This is a genomic window from Bacillus sp. 7884-1 (genome assembly GCF_002272245.1).
Lineage (GTDB): Bacteria > Bacillota > Bacilli > Bacillales > Cytobacillaceae > Neobacillus.
On record NZ_NPDD01000003.1, the window covers coordinates 1 to 21,393 of the forward strand.

A 21,393-nucleotide genomic window follows, 5' to 3' on the forward strand; every position below is an offset into this window, starting at 1 on the left:
AAACAGTTGAAGAAGCTATTGAAACTGAAACTACAGAAGAAGCTGTTGAAGTAGAAACTGAAGTTGAATCTGAAGAGGTTGCAGAAGATGTAGTAGCTGATGAAGAAACAGTAGTAGTTGAAACTGAAACAGAAGAAACTGAAGTAGTTGAAGAAGAGGCAGAAGTAACTGAGGTTGAAAAAGTAAACCCATCTGCAGCTAACAAAGCAAAGGCACAAGCTAGTGTAAAAGCGAGCGAAACTGCTAAAGCACATGCGGCGGCCACTTCAGCTGTCCATGCGGTAGCAGAAGAAGTTCCTGCTGAAGATGCTGTTGAAACTGAAACTTCCGAAGAAGCTGTAGAAGTTGAAACTGAGGCTGTATCTGAAGAGGTTGCAGTAACTGAAGAAGATGCTATTGTTGAAATTGATTTAAAAAATTAATCTGTATTCAATAAAAAACCGAAGGATATTTTTCCTTCGGTTTTTTGTGATTTATACATACCTATTTCGACCGGATAACATTCCAAATATGATAACGACTACCGAGACTAAAATCAGGGTAATGATCGGAATGGTCCACGAATGTGCTAAATCAAATAAATAGCCAATAAACAACGGACCTACTGCAGCTAGGAGATAACCTGTTGATTGTGTCATTCCTGATAAAGCAGCCGCTTGATTTGCATTTCGTGCTCGAAGTCCGATATAGGTTAGAGCTAGGGGGAAACTTCCTCCCAATGCAATTCCGATTAAGACAATACTAGCAATTAAAATCGGATAGGATGCGCCTAACAGTAACCCACTATAACCAACAACTGCACACATCCCTAACATGAATGCGATCCATACTTGTGATTGAGCACGTCCTGCGAGGACAGGAATGAAGAAACTTGCGGGTAATCCCATTAGCTGGGTAAAGGAAAGCATCCATCCCGCTGTACCCATACTTATTCCATGACTATGTAAGATTTCAGGTAACCAAGAAATCGTCACATAAAATAAAAAGGATTGGAATCCCATAAAAATAGCGATTTGCCAGGCAAGAGGAGTACGCCATAATGTAGGAGAGTCAGCGCCCGCCTTCTTTTGGATGACTCTGGAATCTTTTCCGTTATGTTTTCGAAGAAAGACCCATACTAGGATTGCCACAACAACCGGTATCGCCCATACAATTTGGGCACCCTGCCACCCAAGGTTTAAATCCATTGCTAAAGGAATACTGACTCCTGATGCCAGGGAGGCGATTAACCCCATTGATGTGGAATATACACTTGTCATTAAGCCGAATTTCTCTGGGAACTTATCCTTAACAACCGCTGGTAAAAGAACATTTCCAATCGCAATACCTAATCCAGCCATAAGAGTTCCGGCGAAAAGGAAAAAGGTCATCGGGATCGACCGTATCGAAATACCGATTAGAAGTGAGGTTAACCCGATAATTAATGTCATTTCATTTGTCAGCCGATTGGCTATTTTGGGAACGAGTGGAGACATGATGGCGAAAACCACTAAAGGTAAACTCATCAATAAACCTGCACTCCAATGTGCAAGGCCAACATCCTCCTGAATCATTCCAACTAAAGGCCCTAAGGATGTAATTGCGGGGCGCAAATTAAAGGCTACAAGAACAATCCCAATAATAAAAAAATATATATATGCTGATTTCGCATTCGCTTTTGACTCTAATAATTCCAAGAAAAGCAACCTCTCTCTCCTAAACAAACTTTCTAAAGTATAGCATAATCATTGGAAAAGAGGCTAAATGAGATATTAGAACCATAGGGACGGTTCTCATGGTTTTTAATTTGGCAAGTGAAAACCACAAGAACCGTCCCCATGGTCCCCAAAGCAAAAGTAACAGCATAGCGATTAGCAACAAAAAAGACGATTCGGACCCCGCCGAATCGTCTTTTTTCCACATTATTTCACTGCTTCTGCTAATAAATCCACGATATGAACACCGCGCATTTTGCCAGACAAGCCTTCGCGCTCAATCCCGAGCTGCATTTGCAGCAAGCATCCAGGGTTTGCGGTTACGATGGTGGTCGCATGAGTCGCTTTCGCCTGAACCATTTTATAGTCGAGCATCACCATCGACATCTCTGACTCAACGATGTTATAGATTCCGGCAGACCCACAGCAGCGATCTGCTTCTTTCATTTCTTTGTACTGTACCCCTTTTATGGCCCCCAATAGTGTCCGTGGTGCTGAGGCTGTCTTCATCACATTCCGCAAATGGCAGGAATCCTGATAGGTAATCACCTGAGGCGGGAGTTCTAATTTCACTTTTTTATGAAAAGAAACCGCCACGAGGATTTCAGAAATATCCTTTATTTTCTCTTTAAACGCCACTGCACGCTTGCTCCAAACAGGGTCATCCTTCAGCAGATGATCATAATCGACTAGAAAAGCGCCGCAGCCGCCAGCGTTGGTAATAATAAAGTCGGCACCTAAATCTTCAAATGCCGAAATATTTCTCTTGGCAAGCTCTTTGGCAGAATCCTTTTCACCACTGTGTCCGTGCAATGCCCCACAGCAAGTTTGTTCTTTCGGGATCACAATCTCACAGCCAGCTAATTGCAGCAATTTCATGGTTGAATCGTTTGTCTTCATGAACATCGTATCCATCAAACAACCGCTGAAAAAAGCGACGCGATGAACCTTCTCCGCCAATGCCGGCAGGTGTTCAGGTCTATTCTTCATTTCTTTCATAGTCGGTACTTTCGGAAGCACTTTTTCCATAGTGGCTAAATTGTCAGGTAATAGACCTAAATAACCAGTTTTGCGCGCCAATGTTTGAATACCAGAGCGCTGATAGAAGCCAAGCAACCCTACCATCGTGCGCATCCGGTTTTGGTGAGGGAATAACCCCTCAAAAACCGTTTTTCTAACAGCCCTAACAGGCAGAGAATGTTTTTTGTTTTGATTGATGATATCTCTTGCTTCTTCAAGTAAGTGTCCATAATTAACGCCAGAAGGGCAGACCGGTTCGCAGGCGCGACAGCCGAGACAAAGCTCGAGTGAACGTTCAAAATCCTCATCGGGTTCAACAATTCCATCGACGACCGCTTTCATCATCGCAATTCGACCGCGAGGAGAATGAGATTCCTTGTAACCTGATTCAATATAGGTTGGGCAGGTTGGCAGACAAAAGCCGCAGCGCATACAGTTTAGCAGCTCGTCCTCGTTCATCCGCTCTTTAAATTGTTGTTGAATTTTTTCTTGTTCAAGTAAGGTTGTCATTTTGTAATCACCACGCGTTTCTTGCTGTCTTTCGCAAAGACTTTTCCGGGGTTCATGATGTTATTCGGATCAAATGCCTGTTTTATCCCCATCATCGCAGCGATTCCTTCTTTTTTCAGCTTCCACTCTAAGTACGGTGCCTTCATCGCTCCGACTCCGTGCTCGCCGGTAATCGTTCCACCTAGTTCAATTGCTTTTTCAAAAATTTCAGCGAACGCTTTTTCTACGCGTTCCATTTCTTCATGGTCCCTCGCATCTGTTGCACAGGTGGGATGGAGATTTCCGTCGCCGGCGTGTCCAAAGGTGCAAATCGTCAGATTATATTTCTCCGTAATTTCATTAATCGCCTTTACCATGTTGGCAATTTCTGAACGTGGGACTGTTGCATCCTCCAAAATAGTCGTTGGCGCTAAACGGGCAATTGCTGAAAGTGCAGCGCGTCGTGCCGTTCTAAGCGCCATGGCTTCCTCTTCGGTTGCCGCTATTTGAATCGAAACCGCACCTTCCTGCTTACATACTTCTGCGATTTTAACTATATCGCGCTCAACGACTTCCTGCGGACCATCCTGTTCAATTAATAGCACCGCTTGAACGTCTGTTGGAAGCCCGATTTGCGCATAATCTTCAACGACCTTTAATGTTGCTTGGTCAAGGAACTCCAAAGTAGTTGGAATGATTTTATTTGCAATTATTTTCGAAACAGAACGAGCAGCTGCAGAAAGATCTTGGTAAAGAGCCAGCATCGTTTTCCGTGTTTCCGGCATTGGAATCAGCTTCAACGTTGCTTCAGTAATGACAACAAGCGTTCCTTCAGAGCCGACAAACAGACGGGTTAAGTCATATCCCGCTACATCCTTTGCCAGCTTTCCGCCAGTGCGAATGATATCGCCATTCGGTAATACCGCTTCAAGTCCAATCACATAATCCCGGGTTACGCCGTATTTGAGTCCGCGCAAACCGCCTGAATTCTCGTTGATATTGCCGCCAATCGTAGAGATTTTCATCGAACTTGGATCTGGCGGATAGAACAGACCTTTTTCTTCAATGGCATTAATCAAATCAAGCGTAATCACACCTGGCTGAACGGTAATCGTCAGATTTTCTTCATCTATTTCTATGATTTGGTTCATATGTTTAAAAAGAAGAACAACTCCGCCCTCGGTTGGGCAGGTGCCTGCACAAAGGTTGGTACCTGAACCGCGCGGGACAATCGGAACTCCATATTGATTACATATCTTCAAAATCTCTGAAACTTCCTCTGCATTTCGCGGACTGACTACTGCATCCGGCATCGATTGGAAGTTTGGTGTTGCATCATAGGAATATACTAAACGTTCTATTTTAGAATCATCGAAGTTTTCTTTGGTTACAATTGAAATTAATTTTTCTTTTACTTCATTCGAGAGCATGCTTTTTCCCCCATTTTCGTACTATTTTCATACTACTTAAAGTATAAAAAAACAGGCCTACGCCTGCTATGGATAAATATCTAAAAAATTAGTATGAAATGGATTTATTTTTGTTTATTCATCCAAAAAGTTAACAGCAAGATACAAACAAAACAAATCATGGATGGTGTTTGGGTTTAAATGGGTTAGCTCCTCGATTTTCTTCAAACGATAATGGAGTGTGTTGATATGAATGTGTAAGGATTGTGCCGTATTTTTTAAAGAATGGTTTTGTCTAAATAGTTCACCTAAGGTTTCCAGCAGGTCTTTTTCTTTTAAAATGGGTCCAATGGTCCTCTGAATGTATTCGGATTTGACCTCTGTTGTAAGCTCCCCCGTGATCATTTCAAGGGTTAGCTCTTCATCAAAAATGATATTCCTAGTCCGTCTAGCTATTTTCAGTGCCCGTTCTGCTTGAGCATAGGAAAGGTGCAGTTGTGACGGAGGTGCACACTGACCAACCCCTGCATAAGCAGATATACCAAAGCTATTATTGATATATTGCAAAAAGTGTTGAAGACGATTTTTGATGGAGGTTGGTTGAACAGACTCAGAACAATCGATTAAAACAATGATTCGTTCGTTTCCAGACCTCGTTAGCACATCGTTTTTATTTTGGGAAAAGGAATTCAAAATAGTCGACCACACATCCCTTGATAATGGAAACTTTCTCTGTCCAAATTCGATGATAACAGCATTACGGTGAAGATTAAGATTAATCGAGAGCGCGCGGGCACGTTCTAGCAAGCTGGGACGTGGTTCTTTTTCCTGCAGCCACTCGAGGACGAAGGTCTCCATCGCTCGGGAGTGATATTCAAACTGTTCACCAAAGTAATTTTCACTAATTAACAGCTCGGTCATTTTACGAATGATTTCTCCAAAGGGGGTGACACTTTCGGGGTCACCTGTAATCCCAATGACACCAATGACCTCATGATGAAAAAAAATCGGGAGATTGATTCCGGCCTTTACCCCCTTTAATTGAGGGGTTTCTTTTTCGGTGATAATCAGCTTTTTCTTCTGCCGTGAAGTGATGAAGGCTCCTTCATGGAAGGTACCCAGTCGATCTTGGTTAGTGCTTGCCATGATGATGCCATCTGTGTTCACAACGATAATTTCTTCTGACATTAATTTCTGAACTTCCCTCACTATTTTTTCAGCGAGTTCTGGTTGAAGCATTTGGCAGCACCATCCCTTTTATATCAGCATTTCCAATAATATGGTAAAAACTATTTTTGAAATAATATTTTAATTAGTACTATAATCATAATGAAATAAAAGTGTAAAGGGGAGAATATCTTGAAATATAAAATGTTAGCGACGGATTTGGACGGAACACTCTTAAATGAGCAAAGAGAGATTGATAAGGAAAATATCGAGGCGATTCATGAGTACCGCGAAAGGGGAGGAAGGGTTGTCATCTGCAGTGGCCGGTCTCCGCTTTCTACCAGGTGGATTGCAAATACTATTGGTTTAAAGGGAGAGCCGATTATTGCTTATAACGGCGCTGTTATCCTTGATGAAAATGGAGAAATTAGTGAGCAGGCCGTTTTCGGGCATGACCACCTCATGAGTTTCTGGGAATTATGTGAAGGAGAAGGCATTTATGCTCATTTTTATGAGGGAGATACTTTACTTGTTCCCACAGAAACGAAATGGAATAAGAACTGGATTGAAAATAATATCCTCTCTTTTGAAAAAACAGGGGCAAACTTGGAAGAACGTGAGAGTTTTCGCAGCAGATGTAAGGTGAAAATGGTCGATGATTTTTATCGCTATGTTAGAAGTAATCAACCCGTGATTACGAAAATTGCTGTCTTTAACGATGAGGGGAAACTCGCTGATTTTTCAAAGACGATTGATAAACAGGTGGGCGGAATGGAAATCAGCAGTAGTTTCAATTTTTTAAATTTGGAGATTTCACCTGCTGGTGTTAGTAAGGCTTCATCCTTAATAAAGCTTGGTGACATGTACGATATTCACATTTCGCAAATTGCGGCGATTGGGGATAATTACAATGATTCCCTTATGCTAAGTGCTGCAGGACTAGGGATTGCAATGGGAAATGCACCGGACGATGTGAAAAATCTGGCAGATCAGGTGACGGGAAGTAATCATGAAGCAGGCGTTGCACAGGCCATTCGTCGTTTTCTATTAGAATAGTTTTGAAATGTAATTTCATTATTTTTATAAAAATGTTGAATTATTATTTTAAACGCGATATAATGAGTGCATAGTAATCGCTTACAACTAGAAAAACGAACGAGGAGGATAAGGAAATGATCGAAGAAAATCTCGAATTATTAACGACCGAATCCCGAAATAAAGAAACTATGCAGATTGATACGGCTAGTCCAATCGATATATTACGAATTATGAACGAACAAGACCAACTGGTGGCACTAGCTGTCAAAGAAGTTTTACCAGATATAGAAGCAGCAGTTCAGTTTGTATTTGAATCCTTTAAAAAAGGCGGACGCCTGATATATTTAGGTGCCGGAACAAGCGGCAGGTTAGGTGTATTGGACGCAGTTGAATGTCCGCCTACCTTTAGCACAGAACCAGAAATGGTAGTTGGGCTAATGGCAGGAGGAGAGGGTGCCTTTCTGAAAGCCGTTGAAGGTGCTGAGGATAATATGGAACTTGGCGTAAAGGACCTGAAGGATTTGAATCTTACAGAGAACGACACAGTGATTGGAATCGCGGCTAGCGGCAGGACCCCTTACGTAATTGGAGCGCTTCGCTATGCTAGAAGCATTGGAGCGAAAACAGTCGCGTTATCGTGTAATAAAAATGCGGCAATTAGTAAAGAAGCTGACCAAGCCATTGAAGTCATTGTCGGTCCAGAGGTACTAACTGGTTCGACTCGTTTGAAATCAGGTACAGCTCATAAAATGATTTTAAATATGATTTCGACTTCATCGATGATTCTTTTGGGCAAGGCATATGAGAATTTAATGGTCGATGTAAAGGTGAGTAACCTGAAATTAAAGGAACGCGCAATTGGAATTATCCGCAAAATTACTGGCGTTTCTTATGAAGCTGCTTTAGAGGCATTAGAAAAATCAGGACTGCAAGTGAAAACAGCCATTGTGATGATCAAACGTGAGACCACGAAAGAGCAAGCAGAAAAGCTATTAACAGAAGCGAATGGCTATGTGAAAATCGCGATTCAACAATAGATAGGTGAAAAGGTGGTAATAGGTGTGGCTGCAGGCGGATTAAAAATGCTACAAAATATGCTTCTTCAGCTTCCGGCTTCTGAGCGGAAAATTGCTCAATTTATTCTTGATAATCCACAAAGTATTTTAAACAGTACGGTCAATGATATCGGGGCTCAAGCAAAAACGAGTGGAGCTGCAGTCATAAGGTTGTGTAAGTCACTTGGATTGAATGGATTTCAGGATTTAAAAGTAAGAATTGCGGGCGATTTGGTAAAGCCTGCTGAACAAGGATATCGTGACATCGAGCCAGGTGAATCTTATTTTTCGATTGTCCAAAAGACCACCAGCAATAGTATTCAGAGCATCCGCGATTCTGCAGAGATGATCAATTACGAGGAATTGGAACGGGCCGTTCAGACATTACTGTCTGCTCAGAATGTCCATTTCTTCGGAATTGGCGCCTCTAATATTATTGCGAAGGACGCACAGCAGAAGTTCCTAAGGATTCAAAAAAATGCAACCGCTTTTACCGATACACATCTTGTGGCGACATTGATTGCTAATGCGAAAAAGGATGATGTGGTGTTTGCCATCTCTCACTCTGGGGAAACGGCTGAGGTCATCAAAGTAATGTCACTTGCGAAAGAGCGCGGCGTGAAAACGATTAGTTTGACCAAATACGGACAATCTTCGGTCGCTTCTCTAGCAGATATTAAACTGTTTACCTCTTATTCAGGCGAAGCTGCTTTCCGAAGTGCAGCGACATCATCTCGTTTGGCGCAGTTATACATGATGGATATTTTGTTTTTGTCGATGGCGACGGTCCAGTACGAGCAAACGGTTCAAGCGATTGATCAAACAAGAGAAGCAATCAAATTTATTAAAAGAGAAAATTAAACTTGTAGGTGGTGATGTGAACACTATTTGCACTGTGTTTACTAGGGGAAATAGATCACATGATTCAAACATTAAAATACAACAGAGAGTAGGGGAAATGAATGGCTGGAGAAAATAAAATATTAGCTGAAAAGATCCTTGAACAATTAGGCGGCTCCACTAACATTGGCAATTACACACATTGTATGACAAGACTTCGTGTGACACCGAAGGATGATTCTGTTATCAATAAGGCTGCCCTAAAGAAAATTGACGGGGTTATTGGAGTGGTAGAGGAAGAAACCCTTCAAATTATTCTAGGACCTGGAAAAGTAAATAAAGTAACAGAAGAGTTTGGTAAATTGATAGACGCAGCAGGCGGAATCAATTTAAAAGAGAAAGCAGCGAGCACGAAAGCAGAAATCAACAAAAAGAATGCAACACCATTTAAGATGTTTTTACGTAAAATCGCTGGAATTTTCATTCCATTAATCCCAGCCCTTGTTGCGTCAGGATTGATTACAGGGATTACAAAAGCGATTATTCAAGCTGGATGGTTAGCGGGTGATTCACAGCTTGCAACGATTCTTTCCGTTATTGGCGGTGGATTATTCGGTTATCTTGGAATTTTAGTTGGTACGAATGCAGCGAAGGAATTTGGCGGTTCACCGGCACTTGGTGCGATTGCGGGTATCTTAATTATTAACCCGGCTGTTGCAGGTATTCATTTGTTTGGCGCAGATCTACTTCCTGGTCGCGGTGGTTTAATTGGCGTTCTGTTTGCCGCCATCTTTATCGCTTTAGTCGAAAAACAAGTACGTAAGTATGTTCCAACTAGTTTAGATCTTTTCGTTACACCAACTGTGGCACTATTGGTTACTGGTATTGTTACTTATCTTGTCTTTATGCCGCTTGGTGGTTTCTTCTCAGATATTATCACAAAAGGTTTAACTTCTTTACTTGATATGGGTGGTGTCGTTGCCGGCTTTGTTCTTGGTGCAACCTTCCTTCCATTAGTTGTCACTGGATTACACCAAGGTTTAACACCGATCCATTTAGAGTTAATTAATACAATTGGTGATGACCCGCTTCTACCAATCTTAGCTATGGGTGGAGCAGGGCAAGTAGGTGCAGCGTTTGCCATCTATCTTAAAACAAAGAAAACTCGCTTAAAAAGAGCCATTGGCGGTGGTCTGCCAGCAGGTATTCTTGGAATCGGTGAGCCGTTAATCTTCGGTGTTACGCTTCCATTAGGTCGTCCGTTCTTAACAGCATGTTTAGGTGCTGGTGTCGGCGGTGCGTTCCAAGCAGCATTTGGAATCGCAACAGTCGCAATCGGAGTATCTGGTTTGCCACTAGCATTCCTAGTTGTAACTGGTCAAGTTCTCCTTTATTTAGTAGGGGTATTAATTGCCTATGGCGCAGGATTCTTGTTCACGTACCTATTCGGTTTCAATGATGATATGGCTGGTGAATTTGATTGATCGGTATTTCCTTCTATCTGAATGATCCTTTAGCAGAAGAACGGATTGAACTTGCTGGAAAAATGGGTGTGAAGCGAGCGTTTACCTCGCTTCATATTCCTGAAGAATCTGGTGATCTAGCGGGTCGTGCGATGAACCTGCTTCAGTGTGCGAAGGATGCAGGGATAGAAGTGTATGCAGATGTTTCATTAAAAACACCTGGTCATTTGGGATTAAATAGTTTATTTGATTTAAAATCTCTTGGGGTCAGCGGCCTCAGACTCGATGACTTTTTTGAAAATGAATTGATTTTGAAGCTGGCGGAAGAATTTAAACTTGCGCTGAATGCCAGCATTTTGTTTGAGGATGATATTCATGCTTTATTGAATGGCGGATTAAAAGCTAATCAGCTGTTAGCCTGGCATAATTTCTATCCAAGAATTGAAACAGGGTTATCTGACTGGTTTTTTCAGCGGCAAAATGAACTTTTTAAGAAATATGAAATCCCAGTTAGTGCCTATATTCCAGGTGACGGGGAAAAACGTGGCCCGTTGTTTGAAGGTCTGCCAACACTGGAAGAGCACCGTGAAATGGACCCATTTTTAGCGGCATTGGAATTGTTCCACTTTGGTGTTGAGGATGTCTATATCGGTGACCCAGAGGTGAGTGAGGATCTACTTAGGAAATTAATCGATTTTGATTCCAATCATCGTATTGAAATTCGAATCGAAGGGTTCCAAGAAGGAGAGTTCAAGCTTCGACCTGATTTTTCACGAGATGTTCTACGGTTTATGGATACTAGAAGTGTTGATTCCATCGTTCCTGAGAATACGAGAGAACGTTGGCTTGGCAGTATCACAAGAGACAATGATGCATATGGACGGTATCGTGGCGAGATCCAAATCAGCCTATGTGACTTGCCTGCTGATGAAAGGGTTAATGTGGTGGGAAAAGTAGTAGAGGAAGATATTGTGTTTCTTTCCTATCTCAAGCCTGGTCAAAAGGTGAAATTCGTACATGTGTAAAGAGAACTGCCTCCTATTGGGGGTAGTTTTTTGCATTGGGCACTTATGGTGAATATGGAAAAAACTTAATTTACAATTTGTTCAAACCTTCCTTAACTTTTGTTCGCTTCATATGCTATATTTGTACAGGTATTAAATAACGATATTTTTTAAGAAGGCAATTTCTTTTCTTATCGGAGAGGGGAAAGTGCTTTTTCTATTTTAAAGGAGGGGAAAGTTGTGAAAAGTCAGTTTTCACAGCGATTACTATGAGTTTTGTTGGTCTATTTTTATCAGGTGCTGTATTATTTCTAAACGGACTTATGCTATTAGGGAAGGCAGACGGAAAAGCTGTTGGCTATTTTAATCTTTTCGTTGGAATCATCCAAATCATTAATCCATTTTATTTAATCATGACTTCTAATCAAGGTAATTGGGATTTATATAATAATGCTGCTATCTTTCTGTTTGGATTAACGTATTTATATGTTGGGGTTACCTCTGTGAAGGGGCTTGAGGGCAACGGTCTCGGCTGGTTTAGCTTATGGGTATCGATTATTGCTGTCGTGTATACGGTTATCTCTCTAATCCAATTTCACGATGTTGTCAATGCATTAACATGGGGACTGTGGGCATTCTTATGGCTGCTATTCTTTTTAACAGGTTCGCTTAATAAGAAAATTGATGGCTATGTTGGTATCGCAGCCATTGTACTATCATGGGTAACCCTTACGATTCCAGCCATGCTTTACTTTTTAGGCGTCTGGAATTCACCAGCAGTCCAACAAATCTGGACTTGGGTGCTGATTCTGACTATTGTCTTTTTCGTGGTCAGCCTTTTAAGTCCAAAGCTTTCATTCAAAAAAGAAAAAAGTGGGCAAGAGGTTCAAGCTATTTAAGATCCTTTTTATGATTACTGACGCCATCTATTATTCTTATATAATATATAAATGGGTTAATATTAATACATTTATAACTAGCTAGAAGGTGTAAAGGGGTAAAAGTTGTGGCAAAAAGTATGTGGATGACACCGGAAGAATCAATGCGAAAGAAAAAAATGAAGAAAAACCTACTTTATATTAATATTATGATTTGCACGATTATACTAAGTGCTTTGGTAACGATACTTGCAAACCAAGTATCTTAAAATCAATCCATCTATATTTCAATAGCATTCTTTAAAGTACACGCGGGTTAGCGTGTGCTTTTTTGTTATGGATGACGAAAAATACCTTTTTTGGGCAAAAATAAATAAAGGGAGGGATTTTGTGGAAGAGCTAAAGTATTTAAATCCAACCGAACTGCTAGGAAAAATCTATGACACGCTTTGTTCTGAGTATGAGGATGAAGCTCACTACGACAATGAAAAGGATAAACAAGATATAGAAGTAACCAAAAGACGTTTAACAAAAAAAGTGTTTAACGAATTTGTCGTCGATGATGAGTATTTTCTAACCATGGATTCGAAAACCTTTAAAGAACGCTATCATTTATATGAAAAAGACTTACTCAAAATGATTACAGGCTGCAGCGAGAATGGTGTGCCCTATGAAAAATTCATCACAATCATTGATGATTTATTGGCCAGTGCGAATCATAGACTTAATGCGTTTGAACAGCTAAACGAAGAAATCACAAGAATCAAGGCAGAAAAGGAACAGGAAGAAGAATCAGAAGAAGTGATAGAGGCAGAAGAAACAGAGGAAGAGGAAGCATAGAATTTACTTCATAAGGGAGAGCATAAATGGATTTATTGATGAGTGTTTTATTGTTGATTGTTGGTTTATTGATTTCAAATATCATTAGCCATTACCTGCCTTCGATTCCAACGGCCTTGACTCAAATCGGGTTTGGGATTTTGATTGCCCTATTATTTCGTGATATTTCACTTGAAATCGAAACCGAGTGGTTTTTGTTACTTTTTGTCGCTCCACTTTTGTACAACGATGGGCGGCATTTTCCACGCGAAGAATTGTGGAGGATGAGGGCCCCTATCTTTGGTAATGCCATTATTCTTGTTCTATTAACTACGATTGGCGGAGGGTATTTTATTCACTGGCTGATTCCGAATATTCCTTTGGCGGCTGCCTTTGCTTTAGCAGCAATTCTATCACCAACAGATCCTGTAGCAGTAAATGGGATTGCGAAACGGATTCGGATTCCCGAAAAGGTCTTGCATCTGGTTAGAGGAGAATCACTGATCAATGATGCATCAGGCCTGGTTGCGTTTAATTATGCCGTAGCAGCTGTGGTGACAGGTTATTTTTCGCTAATAGAGGCAGTCTTTGATTTTACCTATATGTTTTTAGCAGGGGCATTATTAGGATTCTTACTAGGGGTACTTGTTACATGGATACGATTTATCTTACGCAAACAAGGAATTAATGATGTTACCTTCCATTCGTTACTGCAGATAATGACCCCGTTCGTTATTTTTATCATTACCGAGGAGCTTTTGCATGCATCTGGCGTAATCGCGGTGGTCGTAGCTGGAATTGTTCATGCATTGGTAAAAGAAAGAACAGAAGCATTGTCAGCGGAGGAGCAAGTACTGACAGAAAATATCTGGTCGATTATTTTATTTGTGTTAAATGGGATTGTTTTTCTTTTATTAGGACTAAATATTCCTTTCTCAATGATGGAAACCGTCGCGAACCCCCATTATGGAAATTGGCTAATCGTTGGCTATGTGCTTGCGATTGGAATGGTTATCTTGGGAATTCGCTATTTATGGTCGTATCTTTTTTCTACATATGAGTATCACTTTGTGAAAAATAAACAGGGAGATAAGCCAAACAGCAAGACTACGTTGGTCACTAGTTTAACAGGGGTTCGTGGTGCTGTGACCATGGCTGGAGTGCTTTCCATTCCATACGTCATCATGAGTGGAGCGGTGTTTCCAGAGCGGTCCTTGATTCTTTTTATAGCAGCAGGTGTGATTTTGTTTACCTTACTAGCTGCAACGGTGTTTTTACCGCTATTAAGTAAGGAAGAAGAAGTCGAGGGAGAATTAGAGGATGAGATAGATATAAATGAAGCTAAGAAAAAGCTTATGCTATCCGCGATTAAAAAACTCCACCTTGAAATGAATGAGGAAAACGAAGCCGTAGCGTATGAGCTCATTGGGGAGTATAAGGTGATGTTTCAGCGGTTTAAACCAGTACCTACTTCGGATGAACGAGACATCAATCACTATCAACAAAAATTAAGAGAAATCCGGTTACTGGCGTTAAAAGCAGAGCGAAGATATATCCACGAAGAAATGGATAAAGGCGGCATGGATCAAAACGTGTTTGAGTCATTCGAAAAGTCCCTTGACTACCGAGAAGAGGCACTGTCAAACAATGCTCAATTTGGAATTCTGTATCTACTTGGTAAAATGATCAGAGGCTGGAAAAAGTTCAGAGGTCAGTATCCTAGAGATAGAGAGACTAGAATTGCAAAATTGCGGATAGGACAAGACATTCAATTAAAAGCATTGGAGGCGGCTCTTGACAGTTTAGAAAAATATGCAAAAGAAAATGAAAGAGCAGAATTGGTCAGCATTGTGATTCTAGACTACAAACGAATGATCAATGTTCTAAAAACCCCAACCGCCGAATTCAACGAAAAAAGAGAAGAACAAAAAGAAGAACTGCGGCTCAAAGTCATGGACATCGAACGAGCCCAAATCCGAAGCATGTACGAAACAGGAGAAATCAACCGAGACCAAGCAAAAGAACTGCGCCGATTCATCAACTACAACGAAAGCATCACCCTGTACGAACACGTAGAATAAGGTGTTGGAAAATATACAGTGATGTATAAACTGATGAAACTCCGTTTCATCCTCAGTGCCTGTCACCACTCGTGGACACTGTCTACCCCAGATGGACAGTTCTAAATTTAATAACCTCCTTTGTCATATTGCGGTTTAAACTGGAAAGGCTAAGGATAATAGGAGGATTGATAGGAATGAAGTTGAAGAGGTTATTATTGATGTTACTTTTAAGTGGTTCTCTTTTCTCTCTAACGGGTTGTGGTAATGATGAGGAGCCTGAAGAAGGGGAAAAGATTGAAGATGTGGAAGAGGAAGATGAAATCGGCGATGGCGAGGTAGATGATGAATAAAGGCAGGGTCTGATCCTAGCCTCAAGACGAATAAAACAAGGAGTGCCATTAAACGGCACTCCTTAGCTATTTATAAGTATTATTAAGGCAGGATATTTCCAGCACCACGATAGATTTCGTACCACTCTTCGCGCGTTAAATGAATCTCACTTGATCTGCAGCAATCCTTCAACCTGTCCACATTCATCGTTCCAATAACGGGCTGCATTTTAGCTGGATGACGCAGCAGCCATGCAATGGCGATAGTCGTATTGCTAACACCATATTTTGCAGCGATTTCATCTATCTTTTGATTTAATTCAGGAAACTTCTCGTTTCCTAGAAACACACCTTCAAAGAATCCATATTGGAAAGGTGACCACGGCTGAATGGTCATATCGTTCAGCCTGCAGAAATCAAGGACGCTGCCATCGCGATCAATCGCTGAATCATTCTCCATGTTTACATTGATTCCATTGGAAATCATGTTGGCATTCGTGATGCTTAATTGCAGCTGATTCGCAACAAGCGGCTGCTTCACATATTTCTGAAGCAGTTGAATTTGCATAGGTTTCTGGTTGGACACGCCAAAGTGGCGGACTTTTCCTGAACTTTCAAGTGTGTCAAAAGCCTCTGCTACCTCTTCAGGCTCCACTAGTGCATCCGGACGGTGCAAGAGTAAAACATCCAGATACTCGGTATTCAGCCTTTTTAAAATCCCATCTACCGAATTTAAAATATGTTCTTTTGAAAAATCAAACATTCCCTTGCGAATGCCGCATTTTGATTGCAGGATGATTTTTTCACGGACATCAGCATTCATATGGATCGCATCGGAAAAAATTTCCTCACAGGCTCCACCGCCATAAATGTCCGCATGGTCAAAGAAGTTCGCCCCTTGCTCTAACGCAGTTTGGACAAAGCGTTCAGCCTCGTTCTTCTCAAGTGAATTGATCCGCATGCATCCAACTGCAACCACTGGCACCTCTAATGTGCTGCTTCCTAGCTTCATTGTTCTCAACGTCATGACCTCCATTTTAGGGAATTTTCCACTCTTTAGGAACAGCTATGTATTCATTCCTTATTTTGACACATTAGCAGGATAGTATCAAAATTTACGATTTGCTGCATTTCCCAAGTCCTAGAGTCTAGTAATAGTAAAGTGCTATAATAGATTATTCCAATATACGAAAATTTGTAAGGGGTTTCTCTAGAGGGGGTAACATGCTTTTCTCATTACGCAATCGTTTATTACTTATTTTTACGTGTTTGCTTACGATTCCATTTATTATATTATCATTGATTATTCCTAGCTTTTTTACGTCAGTTATTCGAGAACAGACTCAAGAGTTGACCATAGAAATGATGGATCAGTTTTCACTTTATGTTGATTCCATCTCTACACAGGCAGAGGATTTGGGCAAGCAAGTACTTGTAGACCAGACCACACAGGAATGGATTAGATTAAATAGACAAGGTGCTGACAAGGAAGAAATCGATGCATTGATGAATCAACTTAAACAGGGACTATCCTCGATCATGATTAACAATTCTAATGCGATGTCGATTTCGGTGCTGCTTGATGATGGGACCGGTACTTGGGGTGTTCATTCCTCACTTCATGAAACAGATTGGTATCAGGACTTTACCCAACATAATCAGGACTATGTTAAGTCACATTTAGATCCATTTCAGCAAAGTCATGAAATGCAACAAAAGAAGATCAATAGCTATATTTTGCCCCTCATTGATACCAATACGATGATATCAGCGGGGGTTATTAAAGTGAATTTCCCTTCTTCTTTACTGGAAACGGCCCTAAATAAAATCACAATTGGACAAAATGAGCATACCTATTTGTTAAATCATCAGGGTGAAAACATTTTGTCAGGCAAGATAAAGACCCCAAATTCGATCCTGAAACAAAGTTTAAAGCAAATCACCACTAGCGATGACCGAGAAGGGCTAATTGAAGCCTCTTACCAGAAGGAGAAGTATTTAGTTTTCTTTCAAAAGCTGCCAGTAGGGGATTGGATCCTAGTCAGTGAAGTGACAGAGTCCGATTTATTCGCAAGGGCCAATCATTTACAGCGAAACCTTCTTTTAACGAGTGCAGTCCTGTTTTTCATCACGATTGTGGCTTCGGTGATTATGTCTAACAATATTACAAGTCCTTTAGGAAAACTTGCAAAAGCGCTTGTGTTTATCGAACGGGGAGATTTTACAGGGGCAAAACGCTTTATGCCTCACATTAAATCTCAAAATAATGAAGTTGATTACCTTATTAATGTTACGGAACATACGATTGATCAATTGCAGAATTTAATTGAAACAGAATATGAAGCCAATTTGCGTCGGAAAGATGCGGAATATAAGGCCTTATTATTACAAATCAACCCTCACTTCCTGAACAATACGCTTGAAATTATTGGAAGTCTAGCACTTCAAGAGAAAAATAAAGAGGTCATGAATGTAAGCATTTATTTAGGGAAAATGCTGAGATATTCTTTAAATACAAAAAGCAATATTGTACCGTTAGGTGAAGAAGTAAATTATATCAAGGGTTACACGAACATATTAAAGTTAAGATATGAGGACACGATTACGATTCATATGGATGTAGACCCTGACACCGTAACGATCCCCATTATTAAATTCATTTTACAGCCACTTGTAGAAAATGCTGTGAAATATAGTTTCAGTGAAAAGACGTTTGCCAATATTTTTATAAAAACTGAAGTGATTGGAAGGCAGCTTACCCTGTCAGTGGCAGATAAAGGGATGGGGATGTCTGAAGAAATCATTTCTGATTTAGAATCCCAAGCGGATGAAACCATGCACGTATTGGAAAGCAAAGGAAACAGCATTGGGCTAAGAAATGTACTTGGACGATTAAAACTTACCTATGGAGATGACTTTACCTATCAAATTGAATCTACAAAAAATGAAGGTACGAAGATTACTTTACTGATTGATTTGAAGAGGGGGGGAAGACAGGATGAAAGTGTTAATCACGGATGATGAGATTCAAATTCGTAAAGGATTACGCTTAAAAGTAGACTGGGAGGAAGAGGGATTTCAACTTGTTGAAGAGGCTTCAAATGGAAAAGAAGCTCTTGAAATCCTCCAAACCAAGGATATTGATATAGTGATTACCGATATGAGAATGCCTATTATGGATGGAGTAGAATTGGCGAAACGTTGTCATCAAGATTTTCCCCATGTAAAAGTCATCGTTTTATCAGGTTATTCCGATTTTGATTATGTACGGAATTCATTGCAACAAGGCGTTAAAGACTACTTATTAAAACCTGTTGCCCCTGATGAATTAGTAGAAGCATTGAGGAAGATTAGGAAAGAAATAGAGGAAGAGAAAAGAAAACAGGTTGAAATCGCGCAAATGAGTAGACTCGTTCATTCTCATTTACAAGAATTGCAGGAACAATTTATCCTTCATTTAGCAAAAGAAGAACGATTACAGCTTCCGATTGTGATTGAAAGGCTTCAGCAGCTTCAGCTACAGGAACTGGCAAGTGAAAATGGAAAAGTACAGTTTTTCACGGTGGAAATTAGAGAAAGCCACGATCCTAATCGTCTAGAGGAACTAAGGATTCCATTTCAGTTGTTGTGTAAAGAAATCGCTCAACAGCAGCAATCAACCTATATGTTTACAGATCCAAGCTATCCTAATATGGTTCAATTTTTACAGTTGGTTGATTCCCATTCTTCATCGACCAGTCATTTCGTTTTGTTAATTCAACAAAACGTTAACAAGCTATTAAAATTAGAAACCGTCATTGGTATTGGTACGATTGTAAATGGACTTTCAGAATATAGGAGCGGATATATATCCAGTTTACTTGCTTGGAGCCAAAGTCAACTTGGATCAAAGTCTCAGATTATGGATCAAACTGCTGCAAGCGAAGAAGTGTTTGACTTTTCTCCGGATTTTGAGAAACGGATCACGAACTCAATTGAAAATGTTGATTTTGCTGCTTTTAAAGATAATTTGCAGATTGTTCTTGAAGGGTCCAGAGGCCGTTCGGTTATGTCGTTCTCTTTTGCTGCCAACCAAGTGTTATTTATGTTAGGATCGTTAGCAAAAAAGTACGATGTTGAGACGAAAGACATTCAAAATATGATATGGAATTGCCAGCAAAATATATGGAAGCTTTATTCCCAACATAAAGTGAAAGAGGACCTGATTCAATTAGCCTCATTAATCATTGAAAAAGTTCATCTTGCTCGTTTTTCCAATAAGAAATTAATCGATAGTATCCGCCATTATTTGGACCAGCATTATGCAAGTGAAATATCCCTTACTACCTTGTCCGCTTTATTTCACATTAATAGTGCCCATTTATCGGAAACATTTAAACATCATGTCGGGCTGAACTTTAGTGATTATCTAGTTAATTTGAGGATGAAAAAGGCAAGACAATTGCTTAAAGATAAACAGCTGAAAATCATTGATGTCAGTAACTTAGTTGGCTTTTCAAACTCAGGGTATTTTAGTACGGTCTTTAAAAAACACGTGGGACAAACACCTTTAGAATTTCGTAACTCGATAGGGGAATAGGTCGGTTTTTAGTGAGGAGGAGATTTAAGGTGAAGAAATGGTTAACTGTCATCATTCTTTTTGGTATAGCGGGATTTGTGTATTTTTATATTTTTACTTTATCAAGTGATAGTCCAGATAAAGAGAAGCAGGTAAAACAAGTCGAACTGACCTTTTTACGAAATTTAGCGAATCCAGCGTTTAATCAGGCCTATGAAGAGATGGTTTCTGCCTTTGAATCAACGCACCCCAATATTAAGATTAATATGCAATCGATGCACTGGGGAAGTGAATACGAATTAAGGCTGCGTACTGAACTTGCTGCAGGAAACCATCCGGATATTATGGCGATTGATAGTCCAAACCTAGCTCTTTATGCAAATTCCGGTTCTCTTTTATCGATTGATTCCTATATGAAAGAGGAAGGAAATATTGAAGATATACCTGAAAGTGTATTAAAGGGTTTAACCTATAAGGATGAAATTTACCTTGCTCCAATTGTTGAATCGAGCATTGCCTTATTTTACAATATGAATATTTTCAGGAAGGCAGGGATCCCCTTTCCTTCAGGAAATCCAAACAATCCCATGACGTGGGATGAAGTGCTGGAAATTGCTAAAAAAATCAACAATCCTGCAAAAGGTGTGATAGGGATAGACCCGGCTCAAGGCTTTAATATTGGAGAAGGACCTGCTTATTTCAAAATGCCGATACTTTGGCAGTTTGGAGCGGATGTTCTTAGTCCAGATGGATCAACTGCACAGGGATATCTCAATTCTCCGGAAGCATTAGAAGCCTTACAATTTTATCAAGATTTATATCGTAAGCATGGGGTATCGGCGGTTGAAATGCCTCCGGCTCCTTTTGAAACAGATAAGCTTGGGATGACGATATTGGGTTCTTGGGCGATATCGGAATTGCAACAAACTCCTGGTTTTGTGCTTGGAGAAGATTATGGGGTCGCCCCCCTGCCGAAAGGGAAAAATCAAGTTGTCCCGAATGGCGGCTGGGCGCTGGGGATTTCATCCAAAACCAAGCATCCAGAGGAAGCCTGGGAATTTGTGAAGTTTGCAACAGGGTATGAGGGTTCGAAATTGTTCGTCGAAATCTCTGGTGATTTACCTGCGAGATATTCAGTTGCAAAAGACTTCCCTGAGCTCAATGAATATCCCAAAAATATCTTTGTCCAACAAGATCAAAACTACTCGAAAAGTCGACCGGTAACTCCAGCCTATCCAGTCATCAGCGAAGCGATTAAGGATCTATTTGAAGAAGTCGGGCTGGAAGGAAAAAATGTCGAGGAAGCCGCAAACAAAGCGGTAGAGCAAATTAATAATGGTTTAAAAGATATCAAAAAGTAATTCTCTAGTTTAGGAACTAGGGGATTTTCTATGTAATGTGAGAATGAATTTCCAGCGTACACGTGCTTGAGGACAAATCTTTTCATGCAAATGCTAGATTAGTCCTTGAGTAAGGGCATTGAGGACAAAACAGGTGAGAGTCCAATGAGGATTCGTCCCCAATCAAGTGTATTGAGGACAAATCGAGTGAGCGGTCAGTAAGGATT

At 40.5% G+C, this 21,393-nt stretch carries 18 protein-coding genes and 1 pseudogene; 14 read left to right on the forward strand and 5 right to left on the reverse strand.

Annotation, left to right across the window (positions count from 1 at the left end):
- A pseudogene (locus tag CHI06_RS29570) lies at positions 1-422 on the forward strand (hypothetical protein); the annotation flags it as partial.
- A gap of 51 nt (positions 423-473) precedes the next feature.
- Here CHI06_RS29570 and CHI06_RS00380 read toward each other — a convergent pair.
- The 4 genes from CHI06_RS00380 to CHI06_RS00400 all read right to left on the reverse strand — a co-directional run bounded on the left by CHI06_RS00380 (position 474) and on the right by CHI06_RS00400 (position 5,851).
- Entirely contained in the window at positions 474-1,676 is a 1,203-nt protein-coding gene (locus tag CHI06_RS00380) for a CynX/NimT family MFS transporter (RefSeq protein WP_095246451.1), read from the reverse strand.
- 225 nt (positions 1,677-1,901) lie between these two features.
- Entirely contained in the window at positions 1,902-3,224 is a 1,323-nt protein-coding gene (locus CHI06_RS00390) for a (Fe-S)-binding protein (RefSeq protein ID WP_095246437.1), read from the reverse strand.
- A complete protein-coding gene (gene glcD, locus CHI06_RS00395; protein ID WP_095246438.1) occupies positions 3,221-4,633 on the reverse strand; it encodes a glycolate oxidase subunit GlcD in 1,413 nt (470 codons plus the stop codon). The genes CHI06_RS00390 and glcD overlap by 4 nt, the downstream gene beginning before the upstream one ends.
- 114 nt (positions 4,634-4,747) lie before the next feature.
- The gene (locus CHI06_RS00400) at positions 4,748-5,851 is read right to left on the reverse strand and encodes a CdaR family transcriptional regulator (protein WP_095246439.1); all 1,104 of its coding nucleotides are present in this window, start codon (positions 5,849-5,851) and stop codon (positions 4,748-4,750) included.
- A gap of 120 nt (positions 5,852-5,971) precedes the next feature.
- On the opposite strand from CHI06_RS00400, the gene CHI06_RS00405 reads away from it, so the two are divergent.
- The 10 genes from CHI06_RS00405 (at position 5,972) to CHI06_RS29580 (ending at position 15,289) form a co-directional block, all read left to right on the forward strand.
- Positions 5,972-6,835, forward strand: coding sequence for a Cof-type HAD-IIB family hydrolase (locus CHI06_RS00405; RefSeq protein ID WP_095246440.1), 864 nt, complete (start codon positions 5,972-5,974; stop codon positions 6,833-6,835).
- A gap of 116 nt (positions 6,836-6,951) precedes the next feature.
- Positions 6,952-7,854 (forward strand): N-acetylmuramic acid 6-phosphate etherase, encoded by a 903-nt coding sequence (gene murQ / locus CHI06_RS00410; protein ID WP_095246441.1) that lies wholly within the window; start codon positions 6,952-6,954, stop codon positions 7,852-7,854.
- A gap of 24 nt (positions 7,855-7,878) precedes the next feature.
- The gene (locus CHI06_RS00415) at positions 7,879-8,733 is read left to right on the forward strand and encodes a MurR/RpiR family transcriptional regulator (protein ID WP_095246442.1); all 855 of its coding nucleotides are present in this window, start codon (positions 7,879-7,881) and stop codon (positions 8,731-8,733) included.
- A gap of 101 nt (positions 8,734-8,834) precedes the next feature.
- Complete coding sequence (locus CHI06_RS00420; protein WP_095246443.1) at positions 8,835-10,196, forward strand: PTS transporter subunit EIIC; 1,362 nt, start codon at positions 8,835-8,837, stop codon at positions 10,194-10,196.
- The gene (locus CHI06_RS00425; RefSeq protein WP_095246444.1) at positions 10,193-11,200 is read left to right on the forward strand and encodes a MupG family TIM beta-alpha barrel fold protein; all 1,008 of its coding nucleotides are present in this window, start codon (positions 10,193-10,195) and stop codon (positions 11,198-11,200) included. Before CHI06_RS00420 ends, CHI06_RS00425 begins: the two co-directional genes overlap by 4 nt.
- 248 nt (positions 11,201-11,448) lie before the next feature.
- The gene (locus CHI06_RS00430) at positions 11,449-12,078 is read left to right on the forward strand and encodes an AmiS/UreI family transporter (protein ID WP_095246445.1); all 630 of its coding nucleotides are present in this window, start codon (positions 11,449-11,451) and stop codon (positions 12,076-12,078) included.
- Positions 12,079-12,185: 107 nt separating this feature from the next.
- Entirely contained in the window at positions 12,186-12,326 is a 141-nt protein-coding gene (locus CHI06_RS29575; RefSeq protein ID WP_179292496.1) for a hypothetical protein, read from the forward strand.
- Positions 12,327-12,447: 121 nt separating this feature from the next.
- Positions 12,448-12,897 carry a hypothetical protein gene (locus CHI06_RS00435; RefSeq protein WP_095246446.1) on the forward strand — a complete coding sequence of 150 codons (450 nt, stop codon included), beginning with the start codon at positions 12,448-12,450 and terminating at the stop codon, positions 12,895-12,897.
- Between the two features lie 26 nt (positions 12,898-12,923).
- Positions 12,924-14,957 carry a Na+/H+ antiporter gene (locus CHI06_RS00440; protein ID WP_095246447.1) on the forward strand — a complete coding sequence of 678 codons (2,034 nt, stop codon included), beginning with the start codon at positions 12,924-12,926 and terminating at the stop codon, positions 14,955-14,957.
- Positions 14,958-15,133: 176 nt separating this feature from the next.
- Positions 15,134-15,289 carry a hypothetical protein gene (locus CHI06_RS29580; protein WP_165979083.1) on the forward strand — a complete coding sequence of 52 codons (156 nt, stop codon included), beginning with the start codon at positions 15,134-15,136 and terminating at the stop codon, positions 15,287-15,289.
- 82 nt (positions 15,290-15,371) lie between these two features.
- Here CHI06_RS29580 and CHI06_RS00445 read toward each other — a convergent pair whose 3' ends face one another.
- Positions 15,372-16,289, reverse strand: a complete 918-nt coding sequence (locus tag CHI06_RS00445) for an aldo/keto reductase (protein ID WP_095246448.1) — start codon at positions 16,287-16,289, stop codon at positions 15,372-15,374.
- 203 nt (positions 16,290-16,492) lie between these two features.
- Between CHI06_RS00445 and CHI06_RS00450 the strand changes: the two genes are divergently transcribed.
- The 3 genes from CHI06_RS00450 to CHI06_RS00460 are packed head-to-tail and all read left to right on the forward strand — an operon-like array spanning position 16,493 to position 21,187.
- On the forward strand, positions 16,493-18,289 hold the full coding sequence (locus CHI06_RS00450; protein ID WP_095246449.1) for a cache domain-containing sensor histidine kinase: 1,797 nt from the start codon (positions 16,493-16,495) through the stop codon (positions 18,287-18,289).
- Positions 18,267-19,847: a response regulator transcription factor gene (locus CHI06_RS00455; protein WP_095246450.1), complete on the forward strand. Its 1,581-nt coding sequence runs from the start codon at positions 18,267-18,269 to the stop codon at positions 19,845-19,847. Before CHI06_RS00450 ends, CHI06_RS00455 begins: the two co-directional genes overlap by 23 nt.
- A 29-nt stretch (positions 19,848-19,876) precedes the next feature.
- Entirely contained in the window at positions 19,877-21,187 is a 1,311-nt protein-coding gene (locus tag CHI06_RS00460) for an ABC transporter substrate-binding protein (protein ID WP_257009115.1), read from the forward strand.
- Positions 21,188-21,393: the final 206 nt, after the last annotated feature.

Bases quoted from the DNA above. Each gene is read 5' to 3' on its own strand.
- CHI06_RS29580 (WP_165979083.1), top strand. From the start codon at position 15,134: ATGAAGTTGAAGAGGTTATTATTGATGTTACTTTTAAGTGGTTCTCTT.
- CHI06_RS00390 (WP_095246437.1), bottom strand. From the start codon at position 3,224: ATGACAACCTTACTTGAACAAGAAAAAATTCAACAACAATTTAAAGAG.
- CHI06_RS00440 (WP_095246447.1), top strand. From the start codon at position 12,924: ATGGATTTATTGATGAGTGTTTTATTGTTGATTGTTGGTTTATTGATT.
- glcD (WP_095246438.1), bottom strand. From the start codon at position 4,633: ATGCTCTCGAATGAAGTAAAAGAAAAATTAATTTCAATTGTAACCAAA.
- CHI06_RS00455 (WP_095246450.1), top strand. From the start codon at position 18,267: ATGAAAGTGTTAATCACGGATGATGAGATTCAAATTCGTAAAGGATTA.
- CHI06_RS00450 (WP_095246449.1), top strand. From the start codon at position 16,493: ATGCTTTTCTCATTACGCAATCGTTTATTACTTATTTTTACGTGTTTG.
- CHI06_RS00400 (WP_095246439.1), bottom strand. From the start codon at position 5,851: ATGCTTCAACCAGAACTCGCTGAAAAAATAGTGAGGGAAGTTCAGAAA.
- CHI06_RS00430 (WP_095246445.1), top strand. From the start codon at position 11,449: ATGAGTTTTGTTGGTCTATTTTTATCAGGTGCTGTATTATTTCTAAAC.
- murQ (WP_095246441.1), top strand. From the start codon at position 6,952: ATGATCGAAGAAAATCTCGAATTATTAACGACCGAATCCCGAAATAAA.
- CHI06_RS00420 (WP_095246443.1), top strand. From the start codon at position 8,835: ATGGCTGGAGAAAATAAAATATTAGCTGAAAAGATCCTTGAACAATTA.